Origin of the sequence: Noviherbaspirillum soli (assembly GCF_015352955.1) — a bacterium.
Lineage (GTDB): Bacteria > Pseudomonadota > Gammaproteobacteria > Burkholderiales > Burkholderiaceae_D > Noviherbaspirillum_A > Noviherbaspirillum_A soli.
This window is the reverse complement of the sequence record NZ_JACYOX010000051.1, coordinates 1-22,482: the sequence shown is the minus strand read 5'-3', so window position 1 is coordinate 22,482 and position 22,482 is coordinate 1. Positions and strand designations below refer to the sequence as shown.

Genomic DNA, 22,482 nt, shown 5'->3' with positions numbered 1-22,482 from the left:
GCAACATGATTTGCTGTATGGCCCATTCCCGGACTGGCTCCGGATGTCGTTTCTTCATTGCTCACTCGCTATCGCCCTCCAGGTTGTTGGATATCAGTGGATGCGACAACTAGCCTGACATAGAGGGGCGAAGCAAAAAAAGTAGGTCGCCCGCCGGGGCGAACTCCCGGCCTGGTCATGACGACAGTGCAGTCGGCTTGTTTCACCCGGCGTAAAGGCGTCACTGCGAAGCAGCAGTTGCTTTTGAAGTTTGAAGTTTCAATACGAACGTCAACAACAACACCGACAGTGCTGCCCGTGCCTTGCCGGGTGACGCAAGGCGGTTGCACTGCCGTGGAGACAAGCCGGGAGTCCGTCCCGGCGGCCGGGTCACTTTTTTTGCTTCGCCAAAAAAAGTAACCAAAAAAAGGCGACCCGGTGATCGCGCCCCGCTGCGCGGGGTGCCCGTGTCAGCGGTACCCGGAGCGGGGCGCGGCTAAACTCGCCAAGCTACGCTTGGCTCAGACAGACGCCGCACCTTATCCGCTCCGGGCACCGCTGACACGGCGCGCTCAACGGGATTTCACTGCAACGGCAACGGCAACGGCCACTTCAAAAGCAACGGCAACTGTCGCTGCGCGTACGTCAAAGACAACGGCAACCGCAACGGCCACTTCAAAAGCAACGGCAACTGTCGCTGCGCGTACGTCAAAGACAACCGCAACCGCCACGTCCAATTCAACAGCGATTGTCCCCGCGCCCGCAGATCCCCCGCAACTTCCGGCTTCATCTGCAAGATACGCCTTCTCTCCATCACCCCGCCTCCATGTCGAACCGGACAATTCCCGCTGCTGTTGCAGCCTTGAAAAACAAACCCTTCAGGTAAACTTCCTGCTTTCATCCGCACCCAAAAGGCAACGATGTCTGCTGTCCCCGCGGTCGATCCGCACGGCTTCCGTCGCATTCTTTATCGCAACATCGCGCTGCCGCTGATTGTCGGTGTGATCAGCGTGCTTGGCTTCGTCGCGCTGATTGCCTATCTGCTGTCGACCATGAACCAGGTCGAGCGCAGCGACCGCGTCATCGCCGAGAGCCATGCGGCCGCCAAGCTGGCGGTGGACCAGGAGACCGGCATGCGCGGTTTCCTGCTGTCGGGGAACGAGAGCTTTCTTGAGCCTTACCGGCTTGGCAAGCCGCGCATGCAGGCGCAGCTCGATGCGCTGGAGCAGCTCGTCGGCGACGATGGAGGGCAGGTGCAGCGCATCCGGCTGATCAAGTCGCTGCATGACCAATGGACTGTGTTCGTCGAGGAAGTGCTGGCCCAGCGTCGCACGAACGGGGACTGGCTGCGCCTGGTAATGAGCGGACGCGGCAAGCAGGAGTTCGACCAGTTGCGGCGCGAGTTCGACGCCTTCCTGAAGATCGAGGAAGAGCGGCGCCAGGCGCGCGGCGAGGAGGCGCGGAGGGTTACGGCAATTACCGTCACGGTGTATCTGGTGCTGTCGCTGCTGCTGGCGGGCGGGCTGGCCCTGTTCGGCCGGCGCGAGCTGCTGCGGCTGTCGGAAAGCTATAACGCCGCGCTGTCCCACCAGGGCGAACATGGCCGGCTGCTGGAGCATCAGGCCTGGCTGCGCGCCGGACAGACGCGGCTGGCCGAGCGCATCGTCGGGCAGCCGGCGCTGGCGCCGCTGGCGCGCGGCGTGCTCGACTTCCTGGCCGAATATCTGGGCATGTCTGTCGGTGCGCTGTATGTGCGCGAGCCGGGCAATGCCTTGCGTCGCAGCGCTTCCTACGGCTTCTCAAAGGAAAGCGAAGCGTCGCCGCAGCTGATTGCGGCGGGCGAGGGCCTAGTGGGGCAGGCCGCATTGGCCAAGCGCGTGATACGGCTCGACAGCGTGCCCGAAAACTACCTGAAGATCAGCTCCGGCATGGGCAGCGGCTCGCCGGTGGCGCTGCTGCTGGCGCCGATCCAGGAAGGCGGCGTGGTCAATGGCGTGATGGAACTGGGCTTCGCGCGGCCGGTCGAGGCGCGCGATCTTGAATTGCTCGAACTGGTCGCGCCGGCAGTGGGCGCTGCAATCGAGGCCGCGCTGTACCGGCAGCGGCTGCAGGCGGCGCTGGCCGACACCCAGCAGCTCAACGAGGAACTGCAGGTGCAGCAGGAGGAACTGCGCACCGCCAACGAGGGGCTGGAAGAGCAGTCGCGGCTGCTGCGGGAGTCGCAGGCCAGCCTGGAAAATCAGCAGGCCGAACTGGAACAGACCAACGTGCGCCTGAACGAGCAGGCAGTGTCGCTGGACCAGAAGAACCATGCGCTGCGGCAGGCGCAGGAAGCACTGGAAGCGCGTGCCGATGACTTGCAGCGGGCCAGCCGCTACAAGTCGGAATTCCTGGCCAATATGTCGCATGAACTGCGCACGCCGTTGAACAGCTCCCTGATCCTGGCCAAGCTGCTGGCGGAGAACAAGGCAGGCAATCTCAATGCCGAGCAGATCAAGTTCGCCGAGTCGATCTATGCGTCCGGCAACGACCTGCTGGCGCTGATCAATGACATCCTCGATATCTCCAAGGTGGAGGCGGGCCAGATGTCGCTGCAGCCGGAAGCGATCACGGTGGACGAGCTGGTCGGCAGCCTGGAGCGCACCTTCCTGCCGCTGGCCGAGGAAAAGCATCTTGCCTTCCGCGTGCAGCAGCAGGAAGCCGGCGCCGCGCCGCTCTATACCGACCGCATGCGGCTGGAACAGATCCTGAAGAACCTGCTGTCGAATGCGATCAAGTTCACCGAGCACGGCAGCGTGACCCTGTCGCTGTCGACGCTGCCGGGCGAGCGCATCGTGTTCGCGGTGAAGGACTCGGGCATCGGCATCGAGCCGGAGCAGCAGGATGCGATCTTCGAGGCTTTCCGTCAGGCCGATGGCGGCACCAGCCGGCGTTATGGCGGCACCGGCCTGGGCCTGTCGATTTCGCGCGAACTGGCCGGCCTGCTGGGCGGGGAGATTGCCGTCAGCAGCACGCCGGGGCAGGGCAGCACCTTTACGCTGACGATGCCGCGGCGCATCGCGCAGCCGGAGCCACAGGCGGCGCAGGTGGTGCCCCATGCGCCACAGGCTGTGGCTGCCATTGCATTGCCCACGGTCGAGCGCATGCGTCCCGCAGCGCCCGCGCCAGCGCCAGCGGCCCCATCGTCCCAGCCCGTTGCCGCAGGGCCTGCCCAGCCGTTTCCGGATGACCGCGCCGCCGCGCCCGACGAGCGCCGCGCCGTGCTGGTGGTGGAGGACGAGCCGGCCTTTGCCGGCATCCTGTATGACCTTGCCCGTGAAATGGGCTATCGCTGCCTGGTGGCGCAGGGCGCCGACGAAGGGCTGCAGCTGGCGCGACAATTCCTGCCCAGCGCCGTGCTGCTGGACATGCGCCTGCCCGACCGGCCCGGCCTGTCGCTGCTGCAGCAATTGAAGGAAGACCCGGCCACCCGCCATATCCCGGTGCATGTGGTGTCCTCCGAGGACCGCAGCGAGGCGGCGCTGCACATGGGCGCGATCGGCTATGCGCAGAAGCCGGCCTCGCGCGAGGAGCTGAGGGAGGTGTTCCAGCGGCTGGAGGAGCGCTACACCCGCAAGATGAAGCACATCCTGCTGGTGGAGGACGATGCGCGCCAGCGCGATAGCGTGACCCACCTGATCAGCGACGAGGACGTGGAGATCACCGCGGTGGCCACCGGCGCCGAGGCGCTGGCCCTGCTGGGGCAAACCCAGTTCGACTGCATGATCATCGACCTGAAGCTGCCCGACATGCAGGGCCGCGAGCTGTTGCGGCGCATGTCGCAGCAGGGCCTGCAGCCATTCCCGCCCGTGATCGTCTACACCGGCCGCAACCTCACGCGCGAGGAAGAGGCCGACCTGATGAAATATTCGCGCTCCATCATCATCAAGGGCGCCCGCTCGCCGGAGCGGCTGCTCGATGAAGTCACGCTGTTCCTGCACAAGGTGGAATCGGAGCTGTCGGTGGAACGGCAGGCAATGCTGAAATCGGCCCGCAGCCGCGACCATGTGTTCCAGGGGCGGCGCATCCTGCTGGTCGATGATGATGTGCGCAACATCTTTGCGCTGACCAGCGCGCTGGAGCAGAAGGGACTGGCGGTGGAGATCGCGCGCAACGGCGAGGAGGCCATCGCCAAGCTCGATGCGGCGCCGGATGTGGACCTGGTGCTGATGGATGTGATGATGCCGGTGATGGACGGGCTGGAGGCCACGCGCCGGATCCGCACCGATGCCCGCTTCGCCAAGCTGCCCATCATCGCCGTCACCGCCAAGGCCATGCGCGACGACCATGAGCAGTGCCTCAGGGCCGGCGCCAGCGACTACCTCGCCAAGCCGATCGACCTGGACCGGCTGTTCTCGCTCTTGCGGGTGTGGCTGCCCAACCTGGAGCGACTGCCGTCATGAAGCGCGACGCCACCGAGATCGAGCTGAAGCTGCTGGCCGAGGCCATCTACCTCCGCTATGGCCACGACTTCCGCGACTATTCCGGCGCTTCCCACAAGCGCCGCGTACTGCATGCGCTGCCCGAGTTCGGCTGCAGCACCATCTCGGCGCTGCAGTCGCGGGTGCTGCACGAGCCGGCGGTGTTCCATGAGCTGCTGCAGTTCCTGACGATTCCGGTATCCGAGATTTTCCGCGACCCGTCCTACTATCTCGCGTTGCGGCGCGACGTGGTGCCGCTGCTGCAGACCTATCCATCCATCAAGGTCTGGGTGGCGGGCTGCAGCACCGGCGAGGAAGTGTATTCGCTTGCCATCCTGCTGCATGAGGAAGGCCTGCTGGAGCGCTCGCTGATCTATGGCACCGACATCAATCCGGCATCGCTGGACAAGGCGCGGCGCGGCATCTTCCCGCTGGCGGCGATGGAGCGCTATGCCGACAATTACCAAAGGGCGGGCGGCAAGCGCCAGCTCTCGGACTACTACACCGCCGCCTATGACGCGGCGCTGCTTGACCGCTCCCTGGCGGCCAACGTGACCTTCGCCGACCATAGCCTGGCGACCGACAATGTGTTTTCCGAGACCCACCTGGTGTCCTGCCGCAATGTGCTGATCTATTTCAACCGCAAGCTGCAGGACCGGGCGCTGGGCTTGTTCCATGCATCGCTGTGCCACCGCGGCTTCCTGGGCCTGGGCTCCAAGGAAAGCATGGATTTTTCCGCCTGCAAGGAGCGCTTCGAAACCCTGGACAGGCGAGAGCGCCTGTACCGCAAGCTGTGAGCGGCGCGGCAATGGCGACCCCGGCATTCGATCTGGCAGGGCGCGGCGTCGACGCCGTGGTGATCGGCGCCTCCGCCGGTGGCCTGGAGGCGCTGCTGGCCATCCTGACGCAGCTGCCCTCCGGCTACCACCTGCCGCTGCTGGCGGTGCTGCACCTGCCCAGCCATGGCGACAGCCGTCTTGCCGAAGTGCTGGGCGCGCGCATGAACCTGCCGGTGCGGGAAGCCGCCGACAAGGAGAGCATCCAGCCCGGCACGCTGTATGTGGCGCCCGGCGGCTACCACCTGCTGGTCGAGCAGGACCTGAGCCTGTCGCTCAGCTGCGACCCGCCGGTGCATTATTCGCGGCCGTCGATCGACGTGATGATGGAATCGGCGGCGGACGCCTGGGGCGAGCGGCTGGCCGGCATCCTCCTGACCGGCGCCAATGAAGACGGCGCGGACGGCCTGGCCCGCATCGGCGAGCAGGGGGGCCTGACCATCGTGCAGGACCCGAACGAAGCGGCGGTCTCGACCATGCCACAGGCCGCCATCGCCCGCCGCGCGCCCGATCATGTCCTTGGACTGGCCGGCATCCATGCGCTGCTACTTGAACTGGACAAGCACTGATGGACACCTCTGAAAGCGCCAATATCCTGATCGTCGACGATCTGCCGGAAAACCTGATCGCGCTGGAAGCGCTGATCCGGCGCGACGACCTGGCGGTTTATCCGGCCGCCTCAGGCGAAGCGGCGCTGACCCTGCTGCTGGAACATGAATTCGCCCTGGCCATCCTGGACGTTCAGATGCCGGGCATGAACGGCTTCGAACTGGCCGAGCTGATGCGCAGCACCGGCCGCACCCGGCGTATCCCGATCGTCTTCGTCAGCGCCGCCGGGCGCGAACTCAACCATGCGTTCAAGGGCTATGAGGCCGGCGCGGTCGATTTCCTGCACAAGCCGCTGGACGGCTACGCTGTCAGGAGCAAGGTCGCGGTGTTCGTCGACATGTATCGCCAGCGCAGCGCGATGGGGCGCCAGGTGGAAGCCCTGGAGCAGAGCAGGCGCGAGCAGCAGGCGCTGCTGGAAAAGCTCAATGCGACCCAGCTGGACCTTGAGCGCGCGGTCAAGATGCGCGACGACTTCATGTCGGTGGTGGCGCATGAGCTGCGCACGCCCTTGAACACGCTGTTCCTCGAAACCCAGTTGCGCAAGATGCAGATCGAGCGCGGCAACCTGGCAGCCTTCGCGCCGGAGCAGCTCGGCAAGATGGTGGCCCGCGACGACAGGCAGATACGCAACATGGTGCGGCTGATCGACGACATGCTGGACGTCTCGCGCATCCGCAGCGGCGCGCTGTCGGTGCGGCCGGCGCAGGTCGAGCTGGCCGGCCTGCTGCGGCGCGTGATCGACGACCTCGAACAGCAGGCCCTTGCCGTGGGCAGCTGCATCACGCTGCATGCGCCGCAGCCGGTGGAGGGCTGGTGGGATGAATTCCGCATCGAGCAGGTGGTGGTCAATCTGCTGACCAATGCCTTGCGCTATGGCGGCGGCAAGCCGGTGGAAGTAGGGCTGGGCGCCACGCCGGAGGGCGCACGCATCGAAGTGCGCGACCACGGGATCGGTATCTCGGAGCAGGACCAGCAGCGCATCTTCCAGCAGTTCGAGCGCGGCGGCGGCGGCAAGTCGGCTGATGGTTTGGGCCTGGGCCTGTACATCACCCGCCAACTGGTCGAGGCGCACGGCGGAAAAATCAGCGTCCATAGCGCGCCGGGCGAGGGCTCGGTCTTCCGGCTGGACCTGCCGCAGGGCAAGGCATAGGGGATGCGGCTGCCGTTCAACCATGCCGAGGGGCGAAGCGGGAAAGGGCGGCGTCTGCCGTAGGGTGGAATACCCCAAGGGGGCATTCCACCAGCGGTCGATCAAGGCTGCAAAGCCCGATCGACGGGTCGCCCGCCGGGCCGGGCTCCCGGCCTGGTCATTGTGGGTGGACATGCGCATTGGCGACCAGCCGCATTACGTCGCTGCGGGGCCGCCTTGCCTTTGGCGTTGAAGTCGGCAGGAAGATTGCACTTTGCACTGTCGTCATGACGATGTGGTGGAATGCCCCTTTGGGTATTCCACCCTAGGACGCGGCGGCAGGGCAAGGCCTGAGGGTGATCGGGCAGGGTGTTAAGGAATTTTCGGACGACCCTAAATTTCCCGGCGCCGCCGCCGTTATTCACTCTGTAGGCATAGCCGCAGGGCCCCGCAAAAAAAAATTGAAAAATTTTTCACGCGGACCCTAAAGTTGGCCAGGCCGCTGCCGTAAATGGGTACAAGAGCAACAAAGCAGCACAAAAACAACAGAAAGAAAGAGAATCGCCCGTCCGTTGCAGCCGATACTGCCACCCGCCTTGAGGCCTTTCCCGACTTTCTCCGCTGGCATCGCACCGTTCCCTGCGCCGTTTTCCCGGTGCGGGGAGAGTGGCGCTGGCGCTTTGTAAGACAAAGACCTACAGAATCGCCAGAGTAGTTCTCACTAGAAATACAGATTCCAGCTTATTTCCCATAGGAATCATTGCGCACATACTTCCTCCATCGGCAAAGCAACCGGGCAACCGGCAAAACGGACAGGAGAACGGCAATGAATACCAATGACATGATGGCTGAGATTCGCGACGCAAATCTGAATTACCTGATGCTGGCGCAGCAAATGATCCGCGCCGACAAGGCCTGCGCCATCTACCGTCTTGGCATCAGCGCCGAGATCGCCTCCCTGCTGGAAACCCTGAGCAATGCCCAGCTGCTCAAGCTGGCCAGCGCCAACCTGATGCTGGCCCGCTTCCGCTTCGACGACACCGCCATCCTCGGCATGCTGACCTCGCACAGCAAGGAACGCGCGCTGTCCCAGACCCACGCCGCCATCCTGATGGCAGGCCAGCCGGTCGAAGAAATCAACTGATCGCAGCGGCGCACACTTTCAGGAGACGAGGACATGGCAAACAAGAGTCTGGTATCGGAAGCAAAGGAAATCGGTCTGGCGATCGAGCTGATCAAGCTGGGCGCCCGGCTGCAGCTGCTGGAACTGGAAACCTCGCTGTCGCGCGAGCGGCTGCTGAAGCTGTACAAGGAATTGAAGGGCGTATCGCCGCCCAAGGGCATGCTGCCGTTTTCCACCGACTGGTTCATCACCTGGCAGCCCAACATCCATTCCTCGCTGTTCATCAACATCCACCGCTACATGACCCAGCATGCCGGTCTTTCCGGCATCGAGGCGGTGATGAAGGCCTACCAGCTCTACCTGGAGCAGATGCCGCCGCAGCCTGGCGAGGAGCCGCTGCTGTCGCTGACCCGCGCCTGGACGCTGGTGCGCTTCTTCGACAGCCAGATGCTGACCACCGCCAAATGCTGCGAATGCGGTGGCGACTTCGTCACCCACAGCTTCGACCTCAACCACGGCTATGCCTGCGGCCTGTGCCATATGCCCTCGCGCGCCGGCAAGACCAAGAAGGCGCGCGACGATGCGCTGGCTGCCGCCTGACCCGCATGGCCTGATGGCTGTTTCCTCCGCGCCCGAGCCGCAGTCCCAGCGCCTGTCTCGCCTGCCGTCGGTGCAGGCGCTCCTGATCCAGTTCGCGGCGCTCGGCCTGGCCGGCCTGGCATGGGCGTTGCTGGTCCGCTCGGGCATTCCGCTTGCGCCGCTCGGCGCCGCCTTCCTGCAGGGCGCGCTGGCGGCGATGCTGTCGCGCTGGCGCGGCCAGGCGGCATGGTGGCACCTGATGCATTTCCTCTTCCTGCCGGCGGCGCTGGCCGTGCTGGCGCTGCAGTTGCCGCCCGGGCTGTTCCTGGCCACCTTCCTTGCCATGCTGGCGCTTTACTGGTCGACCTTCCGCACCCAGGTGCCGTTCTATGCATCGGGCAGCGCGGCATGGGATGCGGTGGCGACGGAGCTGCCGCAGCGGCCGCTGCGCATCATCGACATCGGCAGCGGCCTGGGCGGCCTGGCGCTGGACATCGCGGCGCGCCGCCCCGACTGCCAGGTCGAAGGCATCGAGCTGGCGCCGCTGCCGTGGCTGGTGAGCCGGCTGCGCCGGCATGCCGGCGCCAACTGCCGCTTCCTGCGCGGCGACTACCAGGCGCTCGATTTCGCCGATTACGACGTGGTGTTTGCCTATCTGTCGCCTGCCGCGATGCCGCAGCTGTGGGCCAAGGCGGGCGCCCAGATGCGGCCCGGCACGCTGCTGCTGTCGCATGAGTTCGCCGTGCCGGGCGCCGCGCCGCAGATCAGGCGGCCGACCCGGCCGGGCGGGCCGCTGCTCTATGGCTGGACCATGTAGGAAAGCAATCAAACTATTTCCTCCTCTCAAGTTTTTAGCGCCAGTGCCGTTACCGCATGCAGAGGCGTCCCGGATCGGCTGTTGGGGCGAAGGAAGGCGCCTCCGGTTGTTTCCCTGATAAATCAAACGCCGTCTCGCGGCAGGCGCGGCGCGCAACAAGCGGAGTGTGAGAAGACGTGTTAGTCCTGATCGGTTATGTGGTCGTGATGGCCTCGGTATTCGGTGGCTTCGCCATGGCCGGCGGCCATCTCGCCGCGCTCTGGCAGCCGCTGGAAGTGCTGATGATCGGCGGCGCCGCCGTGGGCGCCTTCTTCGTTGGCAATGACTCGAAAGCCATCAAGGCCACCTTCAAGGCCTTGCCCAGCGTGTTCAAGGGTTCGCGCTACACCAAGACCCTGTACCTGGAGCTGATGGCGCTGCTGTCGGAAATTCTCAACAAGGTCAGGAAGGAAGGCCTGATGTCGATCGAAGGCGACGTCGACGCGCCGGAGGAAAGCCCGATCTTCGGCAAGTATCCCGGCATCCTGGCCGACCACCACATGATCGAGTTCATCACCGACTACCTGCGCCTGATGGTGTCGGGGAACATGGACGCGTTCCAGATCGAAAACCTGATGGACAACGAGATCGAGACCCATCACCACGAAGGCGAAGTGCCTGCCCACTGCATCGCCAAGCTGGGCGACGGCCTGCCGGCCTTCGGCATCGTGGCGGCGGTGATGGGCGTGGTGCATACGATGGAATCGGTGGGCCTGCCGCCGGCCGAACTCGGCATTCTGATCGCGCATGCGCTGGTCGGCACCTTCCTCGGCATCCTGCTGGCCTACGGCTTCGTCGGCCCGCTGGCCGGCCTGCTGGAGCAGAAGCTGAGCGAGTCGACCAAGATGTACCAGTGCGTGAAAGTGACCCTGCTGGCCAGCCTGAACGGCTATGCGCCTGCGCTGGCGATCGAGTTCGGCCGCAAGGTCCTGTTTTCCACCGAGCGCCCGTCTTTCAAGGAACTGGAAGAGCACATCAAGCAGGCCAAGTCGAAGTAAGGATCGGAACGGAAAACCCGGAATATGGCTGACGACAACCTGCGCCCCATCGTAGTCAAGCGCATCAAGAAAGTGGCGGGCGGCCATCATGGCGGCGCCTGGAAGATCGCCTATGCCGACTTCGTCACCGCGATGATGGCCTTCTTCCTGCTGATGTGGCTGCTCGGCTCCACCGCCAAGGGCGACCTGCAGGGCATCGCCGAATATTTCTCGACGCCGCTGAAGGTCGCCATGGCCGGCGGCTCGGGCGCCGGCGACAGCGCCAGCGTGATCCAGGGCGGCGGCCGCGACCTGACCCGCAAGGAAGGCCAGGTCAAGAAGGGCGAAGACCCGCCGGTCAAGAAAAGCTATGACCTGAAGGGCGTGCAGCAGGAACTGGAGCGCATCGAGGCCGACAAGCTCAAGGGCCTGAAGTCGCGCATCGAGGCGGCCATCGAAGCCAATCAGACGCTCAAGCAGTTCAAGAAGCAGCTGCTGATGGACATCACCACCGAAGGCCTGCGCATCCAGATCGTCGATGCCCAGAACCGCCCGATGTTTGCCAGCGCCAAGGCCGAGCTGCAACCCTATACCCGCGAGATCCTGCGCGAGATCGGCCGGGTGCTCAATGACATGCCCAACAAGATCAGCCTGTCCGGCCATACCGACGCCACGCCGTATTCCACCGGCGACAAGGGCTACAGCAACTGGGAGTTGTCGGCCGACCGGGCCAACGCCTCGCGCCGCGAACTGATCGCCGGCGGCATGGAAGACGGCAAGGTGGTGCGGGTGGTGGGCCTGTCGTCCGCCGTGCTGATGGACCAGCAGAATCCGCTGAATCCGATCAACCGCCGCATCTCCATCATCGTGATGAACAAGAAAGCCGAGGAAAGCGCGGCCCGCGATGGCGGCAGCGCGCTCGATATCAGCGAGGAAAAACAGGCCGAGCCAGCGTTGCTCCAGGGCGCCGGCATCCCGCCGGCCGTGCCGGGCCCGGCGCCGGCAGCGGCAGGTGCGGTCGCCCCGGTCGCCCTGCCTGCGCCGGTATCCGCGCCCGCGCCGGCCGCAGCGCCCGCAGCACCGGCGCCGGCGCCGGCCGCGCCACCTAACGCCGCCACGGTGGCGGCGCAGGCAAGCGCTGCGGCAGCATCGGTCACGGCGCGGCGGGAAGCTGGCGGCGCGATCAAGTATTAGGTGTTTGATGCGGCAAACCACGATGGACGTTCAATGACGATTCAGGATACCGAAGTACGCGAGCTCGGCCGGCTGCTGACCGATGTCAGCGCCGAAGGCATGTCGCATCTCGAGGAAGTCCAGGCCGACCTGGCGCAGACCCGCCTGCTGCTGACCGAAGCGATAGAGCGCCTCTCGGCCGGCTTCAGCGCGCTGCACTCGGCGGTGGCCGAGCAGAGCGATGCCGCGCAGGCGCTGCAGCGCGCCGCCAGCGAGGCCGACTGCGCACGCCTGCATGCGGCCGGCGCCGACATCGAGCAGCAGGTCCGGGCGATGGTGACGGCCCTGCAGTTCGAGGACATGACCAGCCAGCTGATTGCCCATGCGGGCCGCCGTGTCGCCGGCCTGCGCAGCATCCTGGCCGACATGGTTGCCGGCGCGCGCGAGCTGGCAGCCGGCGACCTGGCGCAGATGGAGCGGTTGCGCGAAACGCTGGCGATGCAGAGCCGGGAGCTGGATGGCCAGCTCATGCGCAGCGTCGAGCAGCATCACATGGAAAGCGGCGACATCACGCTGTTCTGAATCCGGACAGCACGCCAAACGGGCAACACGATACTGAACAAGACAACAAGCGAAGCGAGAATCACGATGGCGAAGACAATCCTGGCAGTGGACGATTCGGGCTCACTGCGTCAGATGCTGGTATTCACCCTGAAGGCCGCAGGCTATCAGGTGACCGAAGCGGTCGATGGCCGCGACGGCCTGGACAAGGCGAAGCAGAAGCAATTCGACCTGGTGCTGACCGACCAGAACATGCCCAACATGGACGGACTGACCCTGATCCGTTCACTGCGCGCGCTGCCGGCGTACAGCCGGGTGCCGATCCTGATGCTGACCACCGAGTCCAGCGACGAGATGAAGAACAAGGGCCGCACCGCCGGCGCCACCGGCTGGCTGGTCAAGCCCTTCGACCCGAATCGCCTGACCGAAGTGGTGCGCAAGGTCATCGGTTGAGCGTGGCGCCACGCCGCATTGTCCATTGGTCCATTGCATGAGGATTGCAGCATGAGCATCGATATCAGCCAGTTCTTCCTGGTGTTTTTTGAAGAGGCCGAGGAACTGCTGGCCGAGATGGAGCGCCTGCTGCTGGCGCTCGACACCGACGCGCCGGACATGGAGCAACTGGCCGCCATCTTCCGTACCGCCCATTCCATCAAGGGCGGCGCCGCCACCTTCGGCCAGACCGACATGACCGAGGTGACCCATGTGCTGGAGTCGCTGCTGGACCGGCTGCGGCGCGGCGAAATGGCGATCAGCCCGGCCCATGTGGAGGCTTTCTTCGCTGCCAAGGATGTGCTGAAGATGCAGCTCGACGGCCACCGGCATGGCGCCGAGGTGGACCAGGAAGCGGTGCAGTCGGTGCGGGCGCGCCTCGAAGCCCTGTCCTGCACAACCGCGGCATGCGCCGCGCCGCAGGCCAGCGCCGCGCCGGGCACCGACAGCGCCCGCCGCCTGCGCCTGGCCCTGCCGCCGCTGAAGCGGGAAGACATCGACGCACTGGCGGCCGAGCTGGCGCTGATGGGCAGCCTGACAGAGGAAATCCTGCCCGAAGGCGGCGCCATGCTGCTGCTTGACACGACCGAAAGCGTGGACGACGTGCTGGCCATCTGTTCCTTCATCATCGACCCATCGGACGTAAAGATCGCCGAGGACGATGCGCAGGGCTATACCGCGCCCGACGGCAGCTATGGCTTCTTCGAGCCGCTGCCCGAGCCGGCGCCCGCCATCGACGATGCGCCGCAGGTGAACGCGCATGCCGAACTGCCGGCGGTGCGCGCGGCCAATGCCGAAAAGGCCGCCAGCCTGGAGTCGTCGTCGATCCGGGTGTCGGTGGAAAAGGTGGACCAGCTGATCAACCTGGTGGGCGAGCTGGTGATCACCCAGGCCATGATCGAGCAGCGCTGCGCCGCGCTTGACCCGATGCAGCATGAGCGGCTGCTGTCGGGCGTGTCGCAGCTGACCCGCAACACCCGCGACCTGCAGGAAGCGGTGATGTCGATCCGCATGATGCCGATGGACTATGTGTTCTCGCGCTTCCCGCGCATGGTGCGGGACCTGGCGGTCAAGCTCGGCAAGAAGGTCGACTTCATCACCTACGGCGCCGCCACCGAGCTTGACAAGGGCCTGATCGAACGCATCATCGATCCGCTGACCCACCTGGTGCGCAACAGCGTCGACCACGGCATCGAGACGCCGGCCGTGCGCGCCGCCGCTGGCAAGCTGGAAACCGGCAAGCTGTCGCTGTCTGCCGCGCACCAGGGCGGCAATATCGTGATCGAAGTCAGCGACGACGGCGGCGGCCTGAATCGCGAGCGCATCCTGGCCAAGGCGCGCCAGAACGGCCTGCCGGTGTCGGACGACATGGCCGATGCCGATGTCTGGCAGCTGATTTTCGCTCCCGGCTTTTCCACCGCAGAGGAAGTGACCGATGTCTCTGGCCGCGGCGTCGGCATGGACGTGGTCAAGCGCAACATCACCGCCATGGGCGGCGCGGTCGACATCCGCAGTGCGCGTGGCTTCGGCACCACCATCTCGATCTCGCTGCCGCTGACGCTGGCCATCCTGGACGGCATGTCGGTGCGGGTCGGCGACGAAATCTATATCCTGCCGCTGGGCTATGTGGTGGAGTCGCTGCAGCCGGCGCGGCAGGACGTGAAGGACATCGCCGGCCAGGGCCGGGTGGTGAAGGTGCGCGGCGAGTACCTGCCGCTGATTGCGCTGCATGCGCTGTTCGGCATCGATGCCCGCTGCACCGACCCGGCCGAGGGCATCCTGGTGATACTGGAATCGGAAGGCACCCGCGCCGCGCTGCTGCTGGACGAACTGGTGGGCCAGCAGCAGGTGGTGGTGAAGAACCTGGAATCGAATTACCGCAAGGTGGCAGGCATCTCGGGCGCCACCATACTGGGCGATGGCGGCGTCTCGCTGATCCTCGATGTGGCCATGCTGCTGCGCGGCTATGGAAAGCGGCAGGCGATGGAGCAGGCGGATTTCGCCTGAGCGGAAGGGAAATGCGCCGGCGTGGAGTCGTGACCTGTTCGCGTTCTCCGGCCGTGCGCGGTGCAATACCCTGAAAGGAGCATTGCACCGGCTGTCAATCAAGGCAGTACCTGGCACAGGCCTGTCGTTTCACCGCCGATGGTGCAATGCCCCTGCGGGGTATTGCACCCTACGAGCTGATATTGATCCAGCCCCGTGACTTGCCTGGACCGGTCTTACTTCTTCTGGTAGATCTTGTCGAACTCGCCGCCGTCGTCGAAATGCTTCTTCTGCGCGGCATCCCAGCCGCCAAAGACATCATCCACGGTAAACAGCTTCACCGGCTTGAACGAGGCGCTGTGCTTCTTCAGCACCGCTTCCGAACGCGGACGGAAGAAATGCTGCGCGATCACTTCCTGGGCCGGTTCGGTATAGAGGTACTGCAGGTAGACGGTTGCCTGCTTGCGGATGCCCTTGCGATCCACCACCTTGTCCACCACCGCCACCGGCGACTCGGCCAGGATCGAGGAAGCCGGGTAGACGATATCGAAGTTCTGGCCCATTTCCTTCTTCACCAGCTGCACTTCGTTTTCAAAGGTCACAAGCACGTCGCCGATTTCACGCTGGGTGAAGGTGGTGGTGGCGGCGCGTCCGCCCGAGTCCAGCACCGGCACGTTCTTGAAGATCTTGCCGACCAGTTCGCGCGCCTGGGCTTCATTGCCGCCTTTCTGCAGCACCGAGCCCCATGCCGCCAGATAGGTGTAGCGGCCGTTGCCGGCGGTCTTGGGATTAGGGATCACCACCTTCACGTCCGGCTTGGCCAGGTCTTCCCAGTCCTTGATGCCTTTCGGGTTGCCTTTCCTGACCAGATAGACCATGGTCGAGTAGAACGGCGCGGCATTGTTGGGGAACTTCTTGTTCCAGTCCGCCGCCACCAGGCCGCGCTTGGCCAGCATGTCGATGTCATTGGCCTGGTTCATCGTCACCACCGAGGCCTCCAGGCCATCGGCCACCGAGCGCGCCTGCTTGGAAGAGCCGCCATGCGACTGGTTGATGGTGATGGTTTCGCCGGTCTTCTGTTTCCAGTCGGCGATGAACAAGGGGTTGATGTCCTTGAAGAGTTCGCGTGCCACGTCATAGGACACGTTGAGCAGCGTGGTGTCGGCGCGGGCCGGCGCAGCCACGCCGAGCGCCAGCGTAACCGCAGCGACGCCGGCGATGCCGCCCAGCGCGCTGCGCAGCTTCCCGAATAGCGGTGCGCGCCGCGGCGCGCTCATGGTGATGGACATAGTCTCTCCCAAAATGAATGAAGGCGGCTATTGTGCCAAAAATCGGCCCGCATCATTGGATGATGTTCACGGCGCATGTGCCGCACCCTTGATGCGGCGTGGCTTTCGCGGTTCTGGGGAAGGACTGCATGCGTCGATTCGGCCGGTTTTGGAGATGCTGCTGTCCTGGCCGGGTTTTTGGGCACTTTGGTTATTTCAGGAATGAGACTGTAGTGGTTGTCGATGCCTGAAGCGGACAAGGCGCAGTGTCTGTCGTAGTCGTAGGGCGGAATACCCCGCAGGGGCATTCCGCCAGGCGGCCTCAGGCTGAGGCTCTGGATCTGCCTGCCGTTTTACCTATGGCGGCAAAGCACCCGTGCTCGGACAGAAGCCGCACCTTGTCCGCCTCAGGCACCGCCGTCATGGCGCGCTCAACGTGAAGTTGAACGGCAACTGTATCTTCAATTTCAAAGCCGCTGCACCGGCAAGGCACCCGCAACCGCCGAGACCAGATCCGTGGCGGCCCTGAATACTCGCCGGCGTCGCCGTCCAACCCCAACGCTCCCGGATCTCTGACCCTCCGGGTTTCCCGTCACATGTGGCGCTTCCCGATGCTGCGCGCCATGCGCCGCTTCACGACAGCGGTCGCTCCGCCTGCCGGCAAGCGCCAAGCGCGCTTGCATATGCGGCTGTCGCATATGCAAGCGCGAAATTATCCTTATGAGCCGAGGTGATAAGCGCCTGCAAAACCATTCGTTGGTGGACGGGTAGGTAGCCAGTAATCTGCGTTCTCTAGTTAATACGCGTTCGGAGATCACATCATGCTGCACAAGCCGCTTCTGTCCCTCGCGCTTGTCCTGTCGCTGGCCGCGCCGGCCCTGCAGGCGGCCGAGGTCAACCTGCTCAATGTTTCATACGACCCGACCCGCGAACTCTATCAGGACATCAACAAGTCCTTCGCCGCGCACTGGAAAGCGAAAACGGGTGACGACGTGAAAATACGGCAGTCGCATGGCGGCTCTGGCAAGCAGGCGCGCTCGGTGATCGACGGCCTGGAAGCGGACGTGGTGACGCTGGCGCTGGGTTATGACATCGATGCCATCGGCGAACGCAAGCTGCTCGCGCCGGACTGGCAGAAGCGCCTGCCGCACAATGCCTCGCCCTATACCTCCACCATCGTGTTCCTGGTCAGGAAGGGCAATCCCAAGGACATCAAGGACTGGAACGACCTGGTCAGGCCGGGCGTGTCGGTCATTACGCCCAACCCCAAGACTTCGGGCGGCGCGCGCTGGAATCACCTCGCGGCATGGGGCTATGCGTTGAAGCAGCCGGGCGCCAATGAAGCCAGCGCCCGCGACTTCCTCGGCAAACTGTACCGCAACGTGCCGGTGTTGGACTCGGGCGCGCGCGGCGCCACCACCACCTTCGTCGAACGCGGCATCGGCGACGTGCTGATTGCCTGGGAAAACGAGGCCATCCTGGCCATCAGGGAACTGGGGCCGGACAAGGTAGAGGTCGTCGCGCCATCGGCCAGCATCCTGGCCGAGCCGCCGGTGGCCGTGGTCGACAGGAACGTCGACAAGCACAACACCCGCAAGGTGGCCGAAGCCTATCTGCAATTCCTCTACACCGACGAAGGCCAGGAAATCATCGCGAAGAATTACTATCGTCCCGCAACCGGCAAGGCCGCAGCCAAATACGCGGCCCAGTTCCCCAGGCTCAAGCTGTTCACGCTGGCCGAGGTGGCAGGGGACTGGCAGCATGCGCAAAAGGCGCACTTCGCCGACGGCGGCGTGTTCGACCAGATTTACCAGCCGGGCAAGAAATAAGCCCTCAGCAATCATCCATCGGCGATTTCGAAGACCAGGGCATCATCACCGCGGCCGCCGCGCATGAGCCGGCGCAGGCTTGCTCCGGCCGGGGCATTGGCCTGGTGTTCAAGCGCATCGACAGCCTGTTAGTGGCGGCCGCCTTGGCCGGCATGCGCGGACTGGCCATGCCATTGGCGGTGTAGGGCCGCCCCTGGAACCAGCCATGTCTTTACCTTGCAGCCGGTGTTCCGCACGCTGGAGCAGGTGACCGTAGTGCGCTACAAGATGCAACGCCGGGCGCAGTCTGACCAGAGCAGATGCTGCCAAGCGTGTCCGGTTATCAACCGCCTTATGCAATTTTCTTCTATAAGAATGCAAATAAAATATTTTGCCTTATAACAATTTAGTGCGATTATGCCGGCCTGTTAATCGCCTCGGTTATAAGCATAATGCAAGCTGCCATGTCAACATTGCCACCCCGCGCCCGCGGCAGTTTCCGGGTCATGCCTGGTTTCGGGCTATCGCTGGGCTTTACGGTGTTCTATCTCAGCCTGATCGTTCTGATCCCCTTGTCGGCAGTCTTCTTCAAGACCTTCACCATGACCTGGGAAGCGTTCTGGAGCGCAGTGACGTCCGACCGCGTGATGGCTTCCTACCGGCTGACCTTTGGCGCGTCGCTGATCGCCGCCGCGCTGAACGTGCTGTTTGGCGGGATCGTCGCCTGGGTGCTGGTGCGTTACCGCTTTCCCGGCAAGCGCATCATCGACGCGATGGTCGACCTGCCGTTCGCGCTGCCCACCGCGGTGGCGGGCATTGCGCTGACGGCGCTGTATTCCACCAATGGCTGGATAGGCCGTTACCTTGAGCCGCTGGGCATCAAGGTCGCGTTCACGCCGCTGGGAGTGGTGGTGGCGCTGACCTTCATCGGTCTGCCCTTCGTGGTGCGCACGGTCCAGCCGGTGCTTGAGGATGTCGAGCGCGAGCTGGAAGAGGCCGCCGCCAGCCTGGGCGCCAATCCCTGGCAGACCTTTTCCCGCGTGATCTTCCCGACCGTCCTGCCGGCGCTGCTGACCGGCTTCGCGCTGGCCTTTGCCCGCGCCACAGGCGAATTCGGCTCGGTCATCTTCATTGCCGGCAACATGCCAATGGTGTCGGAGATCACGCCGCTCTTCATCATTACCAAGCTGGAGCAGTACGACTATGCCGGCGCCACCGCGATCGCCGTCGTGATGCTGCTGGTGTCGTTCGTGATGCTCCTGACCATCAACATGCTGCAAGCCTGGACCCGCAAGCGCGGCCAGCCGGAGAAAATCTGATGTCCGCCGTTGCCACTCCCGTCGCCGCTTCCTCGTCGCGCATCGAACCCGCCTACGCGCCGTCCGGTATCTCCGAGCCGTTCTGGGTCAAGGCGCTGCTGGTCACGGTGGCGCTCTGCTTCATGACGCTGTTCCTGTTCGTGCCGCTGGTGGCGGTCTTCTTCGAAGCCTTCAAGAAGGGCTGGGAAGTCTACCTGACCTCCGTCACCGAGCCGGATGCGATAGCGGCCATCAAGCTCACGCTGATCGCGGCCGGCATCGCGGTGCCGCTCAACCTGGTGTTCGGCGTGGCCGCTTCATGGGCCATCGCCAAGTTCGACTTCCGCGGCAAGAGCCTGCTGCTGACCCTGATCGACCTGCCGTTCTCGGTGTCGCCGGTGATCTCGGGCCTGATCTATGTGCTGCTGTTTGGCGCCCAGGGCTGGTTCGGCGAATGGCTGCAGGCGCATGACATCAAGATCCTGTTCGCCGTGCCGGGCATCGTGCTGGCCACGGTCTTCATCACCTTTCCCTTCGTGGCGCGCGAACTGATACCGCTGATGCAGTCGCAGGGCAGCGAGGAGGAGGAAGCCGCGCTGGTGCTGGGCGCATCGGGCTTTCGCACCTTCTGGCACGTGACCCTGCCCAACATCAAGTGGGGCCTGCTGTACGGCGTGATTCTCTGTAATGCCCGCGCGATGGGCGAGTTCGGCGCGGTATCGGTCGTGTCGGGCCATATCCGCGGCCAGACCAACACGATTCCGCTGCAGGTCGAGATTCTCTACAACGAATACAACTTCGCCGCGGCGTTCGCGATTGCTTCGCTGCTGGCCTTCCTCGCGCTGGTAACGCTGGCGCTGAAGAGTTTTATTGAATGGCGGCTGCATCATGCGACGTCGCAACCGGATCAGGAGTAATCAACGTGGCCATTGAAGTCAGAAACATCAACAAGCGCTTTGGCAATTTCGTGGCGCTCAACAATATCTCCCTGAGCTTCCAGCCGGGCGAACTGACCGCGCTGCTGGGACCGTCCGGCTGCGGCAAGACCACGCTGCTGCGCATCATCGCCGGCCTGGAGCGGCCCGATACCGGCCAGGTGCTGCTGGACAATGAAGACGCCTCGCACCGCCATGTGCGCGAGCGCCAGGTCGGTTTCGTGTTCCAGCACTATGCGCTGTTCAAGCACATGACGGTGTTCGAGAACATTGCCTTCGGCCTGCGCGTCAAGCCGCGCTCGGAGCGGCCGTCGGAAGCGCAGATCCGGTCCCGCGTGCATCAATTGCTTGAGCTGGTGCAGCTGGACTGGCTGGCCGACCGCTATCCGCCGCAGCTCTCGGGCGGCCAGCGGCAGCGCATCGCGCTGGCACGCGCGCTGGCGGTCGAGCCCAAGGTGCTGCTGCTGGACGAGCCATTCGGCGCGCTGGACGCCAAGGTCCGCAAGGAGCTGCGGCGCTGGCTGCGGCGCCTGCACGATGAACTGCATGTGACGAGCATCTTCGTCACCCATGACCAGGAAGAGGCGCTGGAAGTGGCCGACCGCATCGTGCTGATGAACAAGGGGAACATCGAGCAGATTGGCGCGCCAGCCGAGGTCTACAACAACCCGGCCTCGCCTTTCGTCTACGGCTTCCTGGGCAATGTCAACCTGTTCCATGGCCGTGTGCATGAAGGCGTTCTGGAGTCGGAGGGCGTGAGCTTCGATGCGCCCGAACACGGCGGTGCGCGCGATGCGAAGGGCACCGGCTTCGTGCGGCCGCATGACATCGAGATCGACCGCTATCTGCCGGACGTGGAAACCGATGGCATCGTGGTGCGGCTCAAGCGCGCCCATGCGATCGGCCCACTCGCCCAGCTCGACCTGGAGCGCGCAGACAATGGCGACCTGCTGGAAGCGGTGGTGCCCAGCGAGCGCTATGCCGAACTGGGCGTGCAGGAAGGCGACCGGCTGGTGGTGCGTCCCAAGCGGCTGCGCATCTTTGTCGACGAGGCGGTGTAGACGGGCGGGGGAACGGAGATGAACTTTCAGCAGCTGCGTTCCATACGGGAAGCCACGCGGCGCGGCTTCAACCTGACCGAAGTCGCCAATGCGCTCTTCACCTCGCAGCCGGGCGTGTCGCGCCAGATCCGCGAACTGGAGGAAGAGCTGGGCGTGGAGATTTTCGAGCGCAACGGCAAGCGCCTGACCGGCCTCACCAATCCCGGCCGCGACATCCTGCGCATCATCGACCGGCTGCTATTGGAAGCAGAAAACCTGCAGCAGGCCGGCCAGGAATATTCGGGCGTCAAGAGCGGCACGCTGGCCATCGCCACCACGCATACCCAGGCCCGCTACGTGCTGCCGCAGGCGGTGCAGAGCTTCCGGGCGCGCTTTCCGGAAGTGCGGGTCGCGCTGCAGCAGAGTTCACCCGAGCACATTGCCGAGTGGGTAATGTCGGGCAAGGCCGACATCGGCATCGCCACCGAGGGCTTGAGCCAGTTCGACGACCTGGTGTCCTTTCCCTGCTACCGCTGGCATCACATGGTCGTGGTGCCGGACGGCCATCCGCTGCTGGCAACGCAGCAGTTGACGCTGGCCCAGCTCGCGGAGTACCCGCTGATTACCTACGACGTTGGCTTTACCGGCCGCAGCCACATCGACGACGCTTTCCGCGAAGCCGGCATCGCCACCGACATCGTGCTGACCGCGATGGATTCGGACGTGATCCAGCAGTATGTCGCGCTGGGCATGGGCGTGGGCATCGTGGCTTCGATGGCGGTCGAGCACAGCCGGCACCCGGGGCTGCAGCCTATCGACTCAAGTCACCTGTTCGCGCCGAACGTGACGCGGCTGGCGGTGCGTCGGGCGGCTTATCTGCGGTCTTATACGTATGACTTCATCCTGCAATTTGCGCCGGAGTTGACGCGGGGGGATATCGATACTGCGCTTAGCGGGTCGGGGCGGGTGGATTTGTAGCGTGGCTATGGTGTCGTCCCATTGAGCGCGCCATGTCAGCGGTGCCCGCAGCGGACAAGCCGCAGCGTCTGTCGTAGGGTGGAATACCCCGAAGGGGCATTCCACCAAGCGGTCGATCAAGCGCAGCCTTTGCATTGACCTGTTGTTTGTCCGTGCGAGCCAAAGCGGCGGAGCTGCCGCGTCGTTGCCGGATAACGCAAGGCGGCTGCACCGCCGCGGAGACGAAGAGGGAGTTCGCGCCGGCGGGCGACCCACTTCTTTTGCTTTGCCCTCTATGTCAGGCTAGTTGTCGCATCCACTGATATCCAACAACCTGGAGGGCGATAGCGAGTGAGCAATGAAGAAACGACATCCGGAGCCAGTCCGGGAATGGGCCATACAGCAAATCATGTTGC

The 22,482-nt window shown here is 64.4% G+C and carries 19 protein-coding genes; 18 read left to right on the top strand and 1 reads right to left on the bottom strand.

The window, feature by feature from the left end; all coding sequences use genetic code 11:
* Positions 1–899 precede the first annotated feature (899 nt).
* The 12 genes from IGW04_RS23285 to cheA all read left to right on the top strand — a co-directional run bounded on the left by IGW04_RS23285 (position 900) and on the right by cheA (position 14,781).
* Positions 900–4,421, top strand: a complete 3,522-nt coding sequence (locus IGW04_RS23285; RefSeq protein WP_194715492.1) for a response regulator — start codon at positions 900–902, stop codon at positions 4,419–4,421.
* Entirely contained in the window at positions 4,418–5,236 is an 819-nt protein-coding gene (locus IGW04_RS23280) for a CheR family methyltransferase (protein WP_194715491.1), read from the top strand. Before IGW04_RS23285 ends, IGW04_RS23280 begins: the two co-directional genes overlap by 4 nt.
* Before the next feature lie 11 nt (positions 5,237–5,247).
* Positions 5,248–5,844, top strand: coding sequence for a chemotaxis protein CheB (locus tag IGW04_RS23275; protein ID WP_194715490.1), 597 nt, complete (start codon positions 5,248–5,250; stop codon positions 5,842–5,844).
* A complete protein-coding gene (locus IGW04_RS23270; protein WP_194715489.1) occupies positions 5,844–7,034 on the top strand; it encodes a hybrid sensor histidine kinase/response regulator in 1,191 nt (396 codons plus the stop codon). The genes IGW04_RS23275 and IGW04_RS23270 overlap by 1 nt, the downstream gene beginning before the upstream one ends.
* An 805-nt stretch (positions 7,035–7,839) precedes the next feature.
* A complete protein-coding gene (gene flhD, locus IGW04_RS23265) occupies positions 7,840–8,157 on the top strand; it encodes a flagellar transcriptional regulator FlhD (protein ID WP_194715488.1) in 318 nt (105 codons plus the stop codon).
* A gap of 33 nt (positions 8,158–8,190) precedes the next feature.
* Positions 8,191–8,736, top strand: coding sequence for a flagellar transcriptional regulator FlhC (gene flhC, locus IGW04_RS23260; protein WP_194715487.1), 546 nt, complete (start codon positions 8,191–8,193; stop codon positions 8,734–8,736).
* A complete protein-coding gene (locus tag IGW04_RS23255; protein WP_228527345.1) occupies positions 8,717–9,532 on the top strand; it encodes a class I SAM-dependent methyltransferase in 816 nt (271 codons plus the stop codon). Before flhC ends, IGW04_RS23255 begins: the two co-directional genes overlap by 20 nt.
* A gap of 176 nt (positions 9,533–9,708) precedes the next feature.
* Positions 9,709–10,569, top strand: coding sequence for a flagellar motor stator protein MotA (gene motA / locus IGW04_RS23250; protein WP_194715486.1), 861 nt, complete (start codon positions 9,709–9,711; stop codon positions 10,567–10,569).
* A 24-nt stretch (positions 10,570–10,593) separates the two neighbouring features.
* Positions 10,594–11,742: a flagellar motor protein MotB gene (motB, locus tag IGW04_RS23245; protein ID WP_194715485.1), complete on the top strand. Its 1,149-nt coding sequence runs from the start codon at positions 10,594–10,596 to the stop codon at positions 11,740–11,742.
* 33 nt (positions 11,743–11,775) lie between these two features.
* A complete protein-coding gene (locus IGW04_RS23240) occupies positions 11,776–12,303 on the top strand; it encodes a chemotaxis protein (RefSeq protein ID WP_194715484.1) in 528 nt (175 codons plus the stop codon).
* Between the two features lie 66 nt (positions 12,304–12,369).
* Complete coding sequence (locus IGW04_RS23235) at positions 12,370–12,735, top strand: response regulator (protein WP_194715483.1); 366 nt, start codon at positions 12,370–12,372, stop codon at positions 12,733–12,735.
* 51 nt (positions 12,736–12,786) lie between these two features.
* On the top strand, positions 12,787–14,781 hold the full coding sequence (gene cheA / locus IGW04_RS23230) for a chemotaxis protein CheA (protein ID WP_194715482.1): 1,995 nt from the start codon (positions 12,787–12,789) through the stop codon (positions 14,779–14,781).
* Between the two features lie 215 nt (positions 14,782–14,996).
* On the opposite strand, the gene IGW04_RS23225 is transcribed toward cheA, so the two are convergent.
* Positions 14,997–16,049, bottom strand: coding sequence for a sulfate ABC transporter substrate-binding protein (locus IGW04_RS23225; protein WP_323744895.1), 1,053 nt, complete (start codon positions 16,047–16,049; stop codon positions 14,997–14,999).
* Between IGW04_RS23225 and IGW04_RS23220 the strand changes: the two genes are divergently transcribed.
* The 6 genes from IGW04_RS23220 (at position 16,036) to IGW04_RS23195 (ending at position 22,087) form a co-directional block, all read left to right on the top strand.
* Positions 16,036–16,254 (top strand): hypothetical protein, encoded by a 219-nt coding sequence (locus tag IGW04_RS23220; RefSeq protein ID WP_194715481.1) that lies wholly within the window; start codon positions 16,036–16,038, stop codon positions 16,252–16,254. The genes IGW04_RS23225 and IGW04_RS23220 overlap by 14 nt on opposite strands.
* A 595-nt stretch (positions 16,255–16,849) precedes the next feature.
* The gene (locus IGW04_RS23215; protein WP_194715480.1) at positions 16,850–17,857 is read left to right on the top strand and encodes a sulfate ABC transporter substrate-binding protein; all 1,008 of its coding nucleotides are present in this window, start codon (positions 16,850–16,852) and stop codon (positions 17,855–17,857) included.
* Positions 17,858–18,300: 443 nt separating this feature from the next.
* The gene (gene cysT, locus IGW04_RS23210) at positions 18,301–19,155 is read left to right on the top strand and encodes a sulfate ABC transporter permease subunit CysT (RefSeq protein ID WP_228527344.1); all 855 of its coding nucleotides are present in this window, start codon (positions 18,301–18,303) and stop codon (positions 19,153–19,155) included.
* A complete protein-coding gene (cysW, locus tag IGW04_RS23205; protein ID WP_194715478.1) occupies positions 19,155–20,051 on the top strand; it encodes a sulfate ABC transporter permease subunit CysW in 897 nt (298 codons plus the stop codon). The genes cysT and cysW overlap by 1 nt, the downstream gene beginning before the upstream one ends.
* 5 nt (positions 20,052–20,056) lie before the next feature.
* Positions 20,057–21,130, top strand: a complete 1,074-nt coding sequence (locus IGW04_RS23200; protein ID WP_194715477.1) for a sulfate/molybdate ABC transporter ATP-binding protein — start codon at positions 20,057–20,059, stop codon at positions 21,128–21,130.
* An 18-nt stretch (positions 21,131–21,148) separates the two neighbouring features.
* Positions 21,149–22,087 carry a CysB family HTH-type transcriptional regulator gene (locus IGW04_RS23195; RefSeq protein ID WP_194715476.1) on the top strand — a complete coding sequence of 313 codons (939 nt, stop codon included), beginning with the start codon at positions 21,149–21,151 and terminating at the stop codon, positions 22,085–22,087.
* Positions 22,088–22,482 lie beyond the last annotated feature (395 nt).

What these genes read in the sequence shown, in the direction of transcription:
- flhC (WP_194715487.1), top strand. Translation starts at nt 8,191, where the DNA reads ATGGCAAACAAGAGTCTGGTATCGGAAGCAAAGGAAATCGGTCTGGCG.
- IGW04_RS23270 (WP_194715489.1), top strand. Translation starts at nt 5,844, where the DNA reads ATGGACACCTCTGAAAGCGCCAATATCCTGATCGTCGACGATCTGCCG.
- IGW04_RS23215 (WP_194715480.1), top strand. Translation starts at nt 16,850, where the DNA reads ATGCTGCACAAGCCGCTTCTGTCCCTCGCGCTTGTCCTGTCGCTGGCC.
- flhD (WP_194715488.1), top strand. Translation starts at nt 7,840, where the DNA reads ATGAATACCAATGACATGATGGCTGAGATTCGCGACGCAAATCTGAAT.
- cheA (WP_194715482.1), top strand. Translation starts at nt 12,787, where the DNA reads ATGAGCATCGATATCAGCCAGTTCTTCCTGGTGTTTTTTGAAGAGGCC.
- IGW04_RS23280 (WP_194715491.1), top strand. Translation starts at nt 4,418, where the DNA reads ATGAAGCGCGACGCCACCGAGATCGAGCTGAAGCTGCTGGCCGAGGCC.
- IGW04_RS23225 (WP_323744895.1), bottom strand. Translation starts at nt 16,049, where the DNA reads ATGTCCATCACCATGAGCGCGCCGCGGCGCGCACCGCTATTCGGGAAG.
- IGW04_RS23285 (WP_194715492.1), top strand. Translation starts at nt 900, where the DNA reads ATGTCTGCTGTCCCCGCGGTCGATCCGCACGGCTTCCGTCGCATTCTT.
- IGW04_RS23235 (WP_194715483.1), top strand. Translation starts at nt 12,370, where the DNA reads ATGGCGAAGACAATCCTGGCAGTGGACGATTCGGGCTCACTGCGTCAG.
- IGW04_RS23255 (WP_228527345.1), top strand. Translation starts at nt 8,717, where the DNA reads ATGCGCTGGCTGCCGCCTGACCCGCATGGCCTGATGGCTGTTTCCTCC.
- IGW04_RS23220 (WP_194715481.1), top strand. Translation starts at nt 16,036, where the DNA reads ATGGTGATGGACATAGTCTCTCCCAAAATGAATGAAGGCGGCTATTGT.
- IGW04_RS23195 (WP_194715476.1), top strand. Translation starts at nt 21,149, where the DNA reads ATGAACTTTCAGCAGCTGCGTTCCATACGGGAAGCCACGCGGCGCGGC.
- IGW04_RS23240 (WP_194715484.1), top strand. Translation starts at nt 11,776, where the DNA reads ATGACGATTCAGGATACCGAAGTACGCGAGCTCGGCCGGCTGCTGACC.
- cysW (WP_194715478.1), top strand. Translation starts at nt 19,155, where the DNA reads ATGTCCGCCGTTGCCACTCCCGTCGCCGCTTCCTCGTCGCGCATCGAA.
- cysT (WP_228527344.1), top strand. Translation starts at nt 18,301, where the DNA reads ATGTCAACATTGCCACCCCGCGCCCGCGGCAGTTTCCGGGTCATGCCT.
- IGW04_RS23275 (WP_194715490.1), top strand. Translation starts at nt 5,248, where the DNA reads ATGGCGACCCCGGCATTCGATCTGGCAGGGCGCGGCGTCGACGCCGTG.
- motB (WP_194715485.1), top strand. Translation starts at nt 10,594, where the DNA reads ATGGCTGACGACAACCTGCGCCCCATCGTAGTCAAGCGCATCAAGAAA.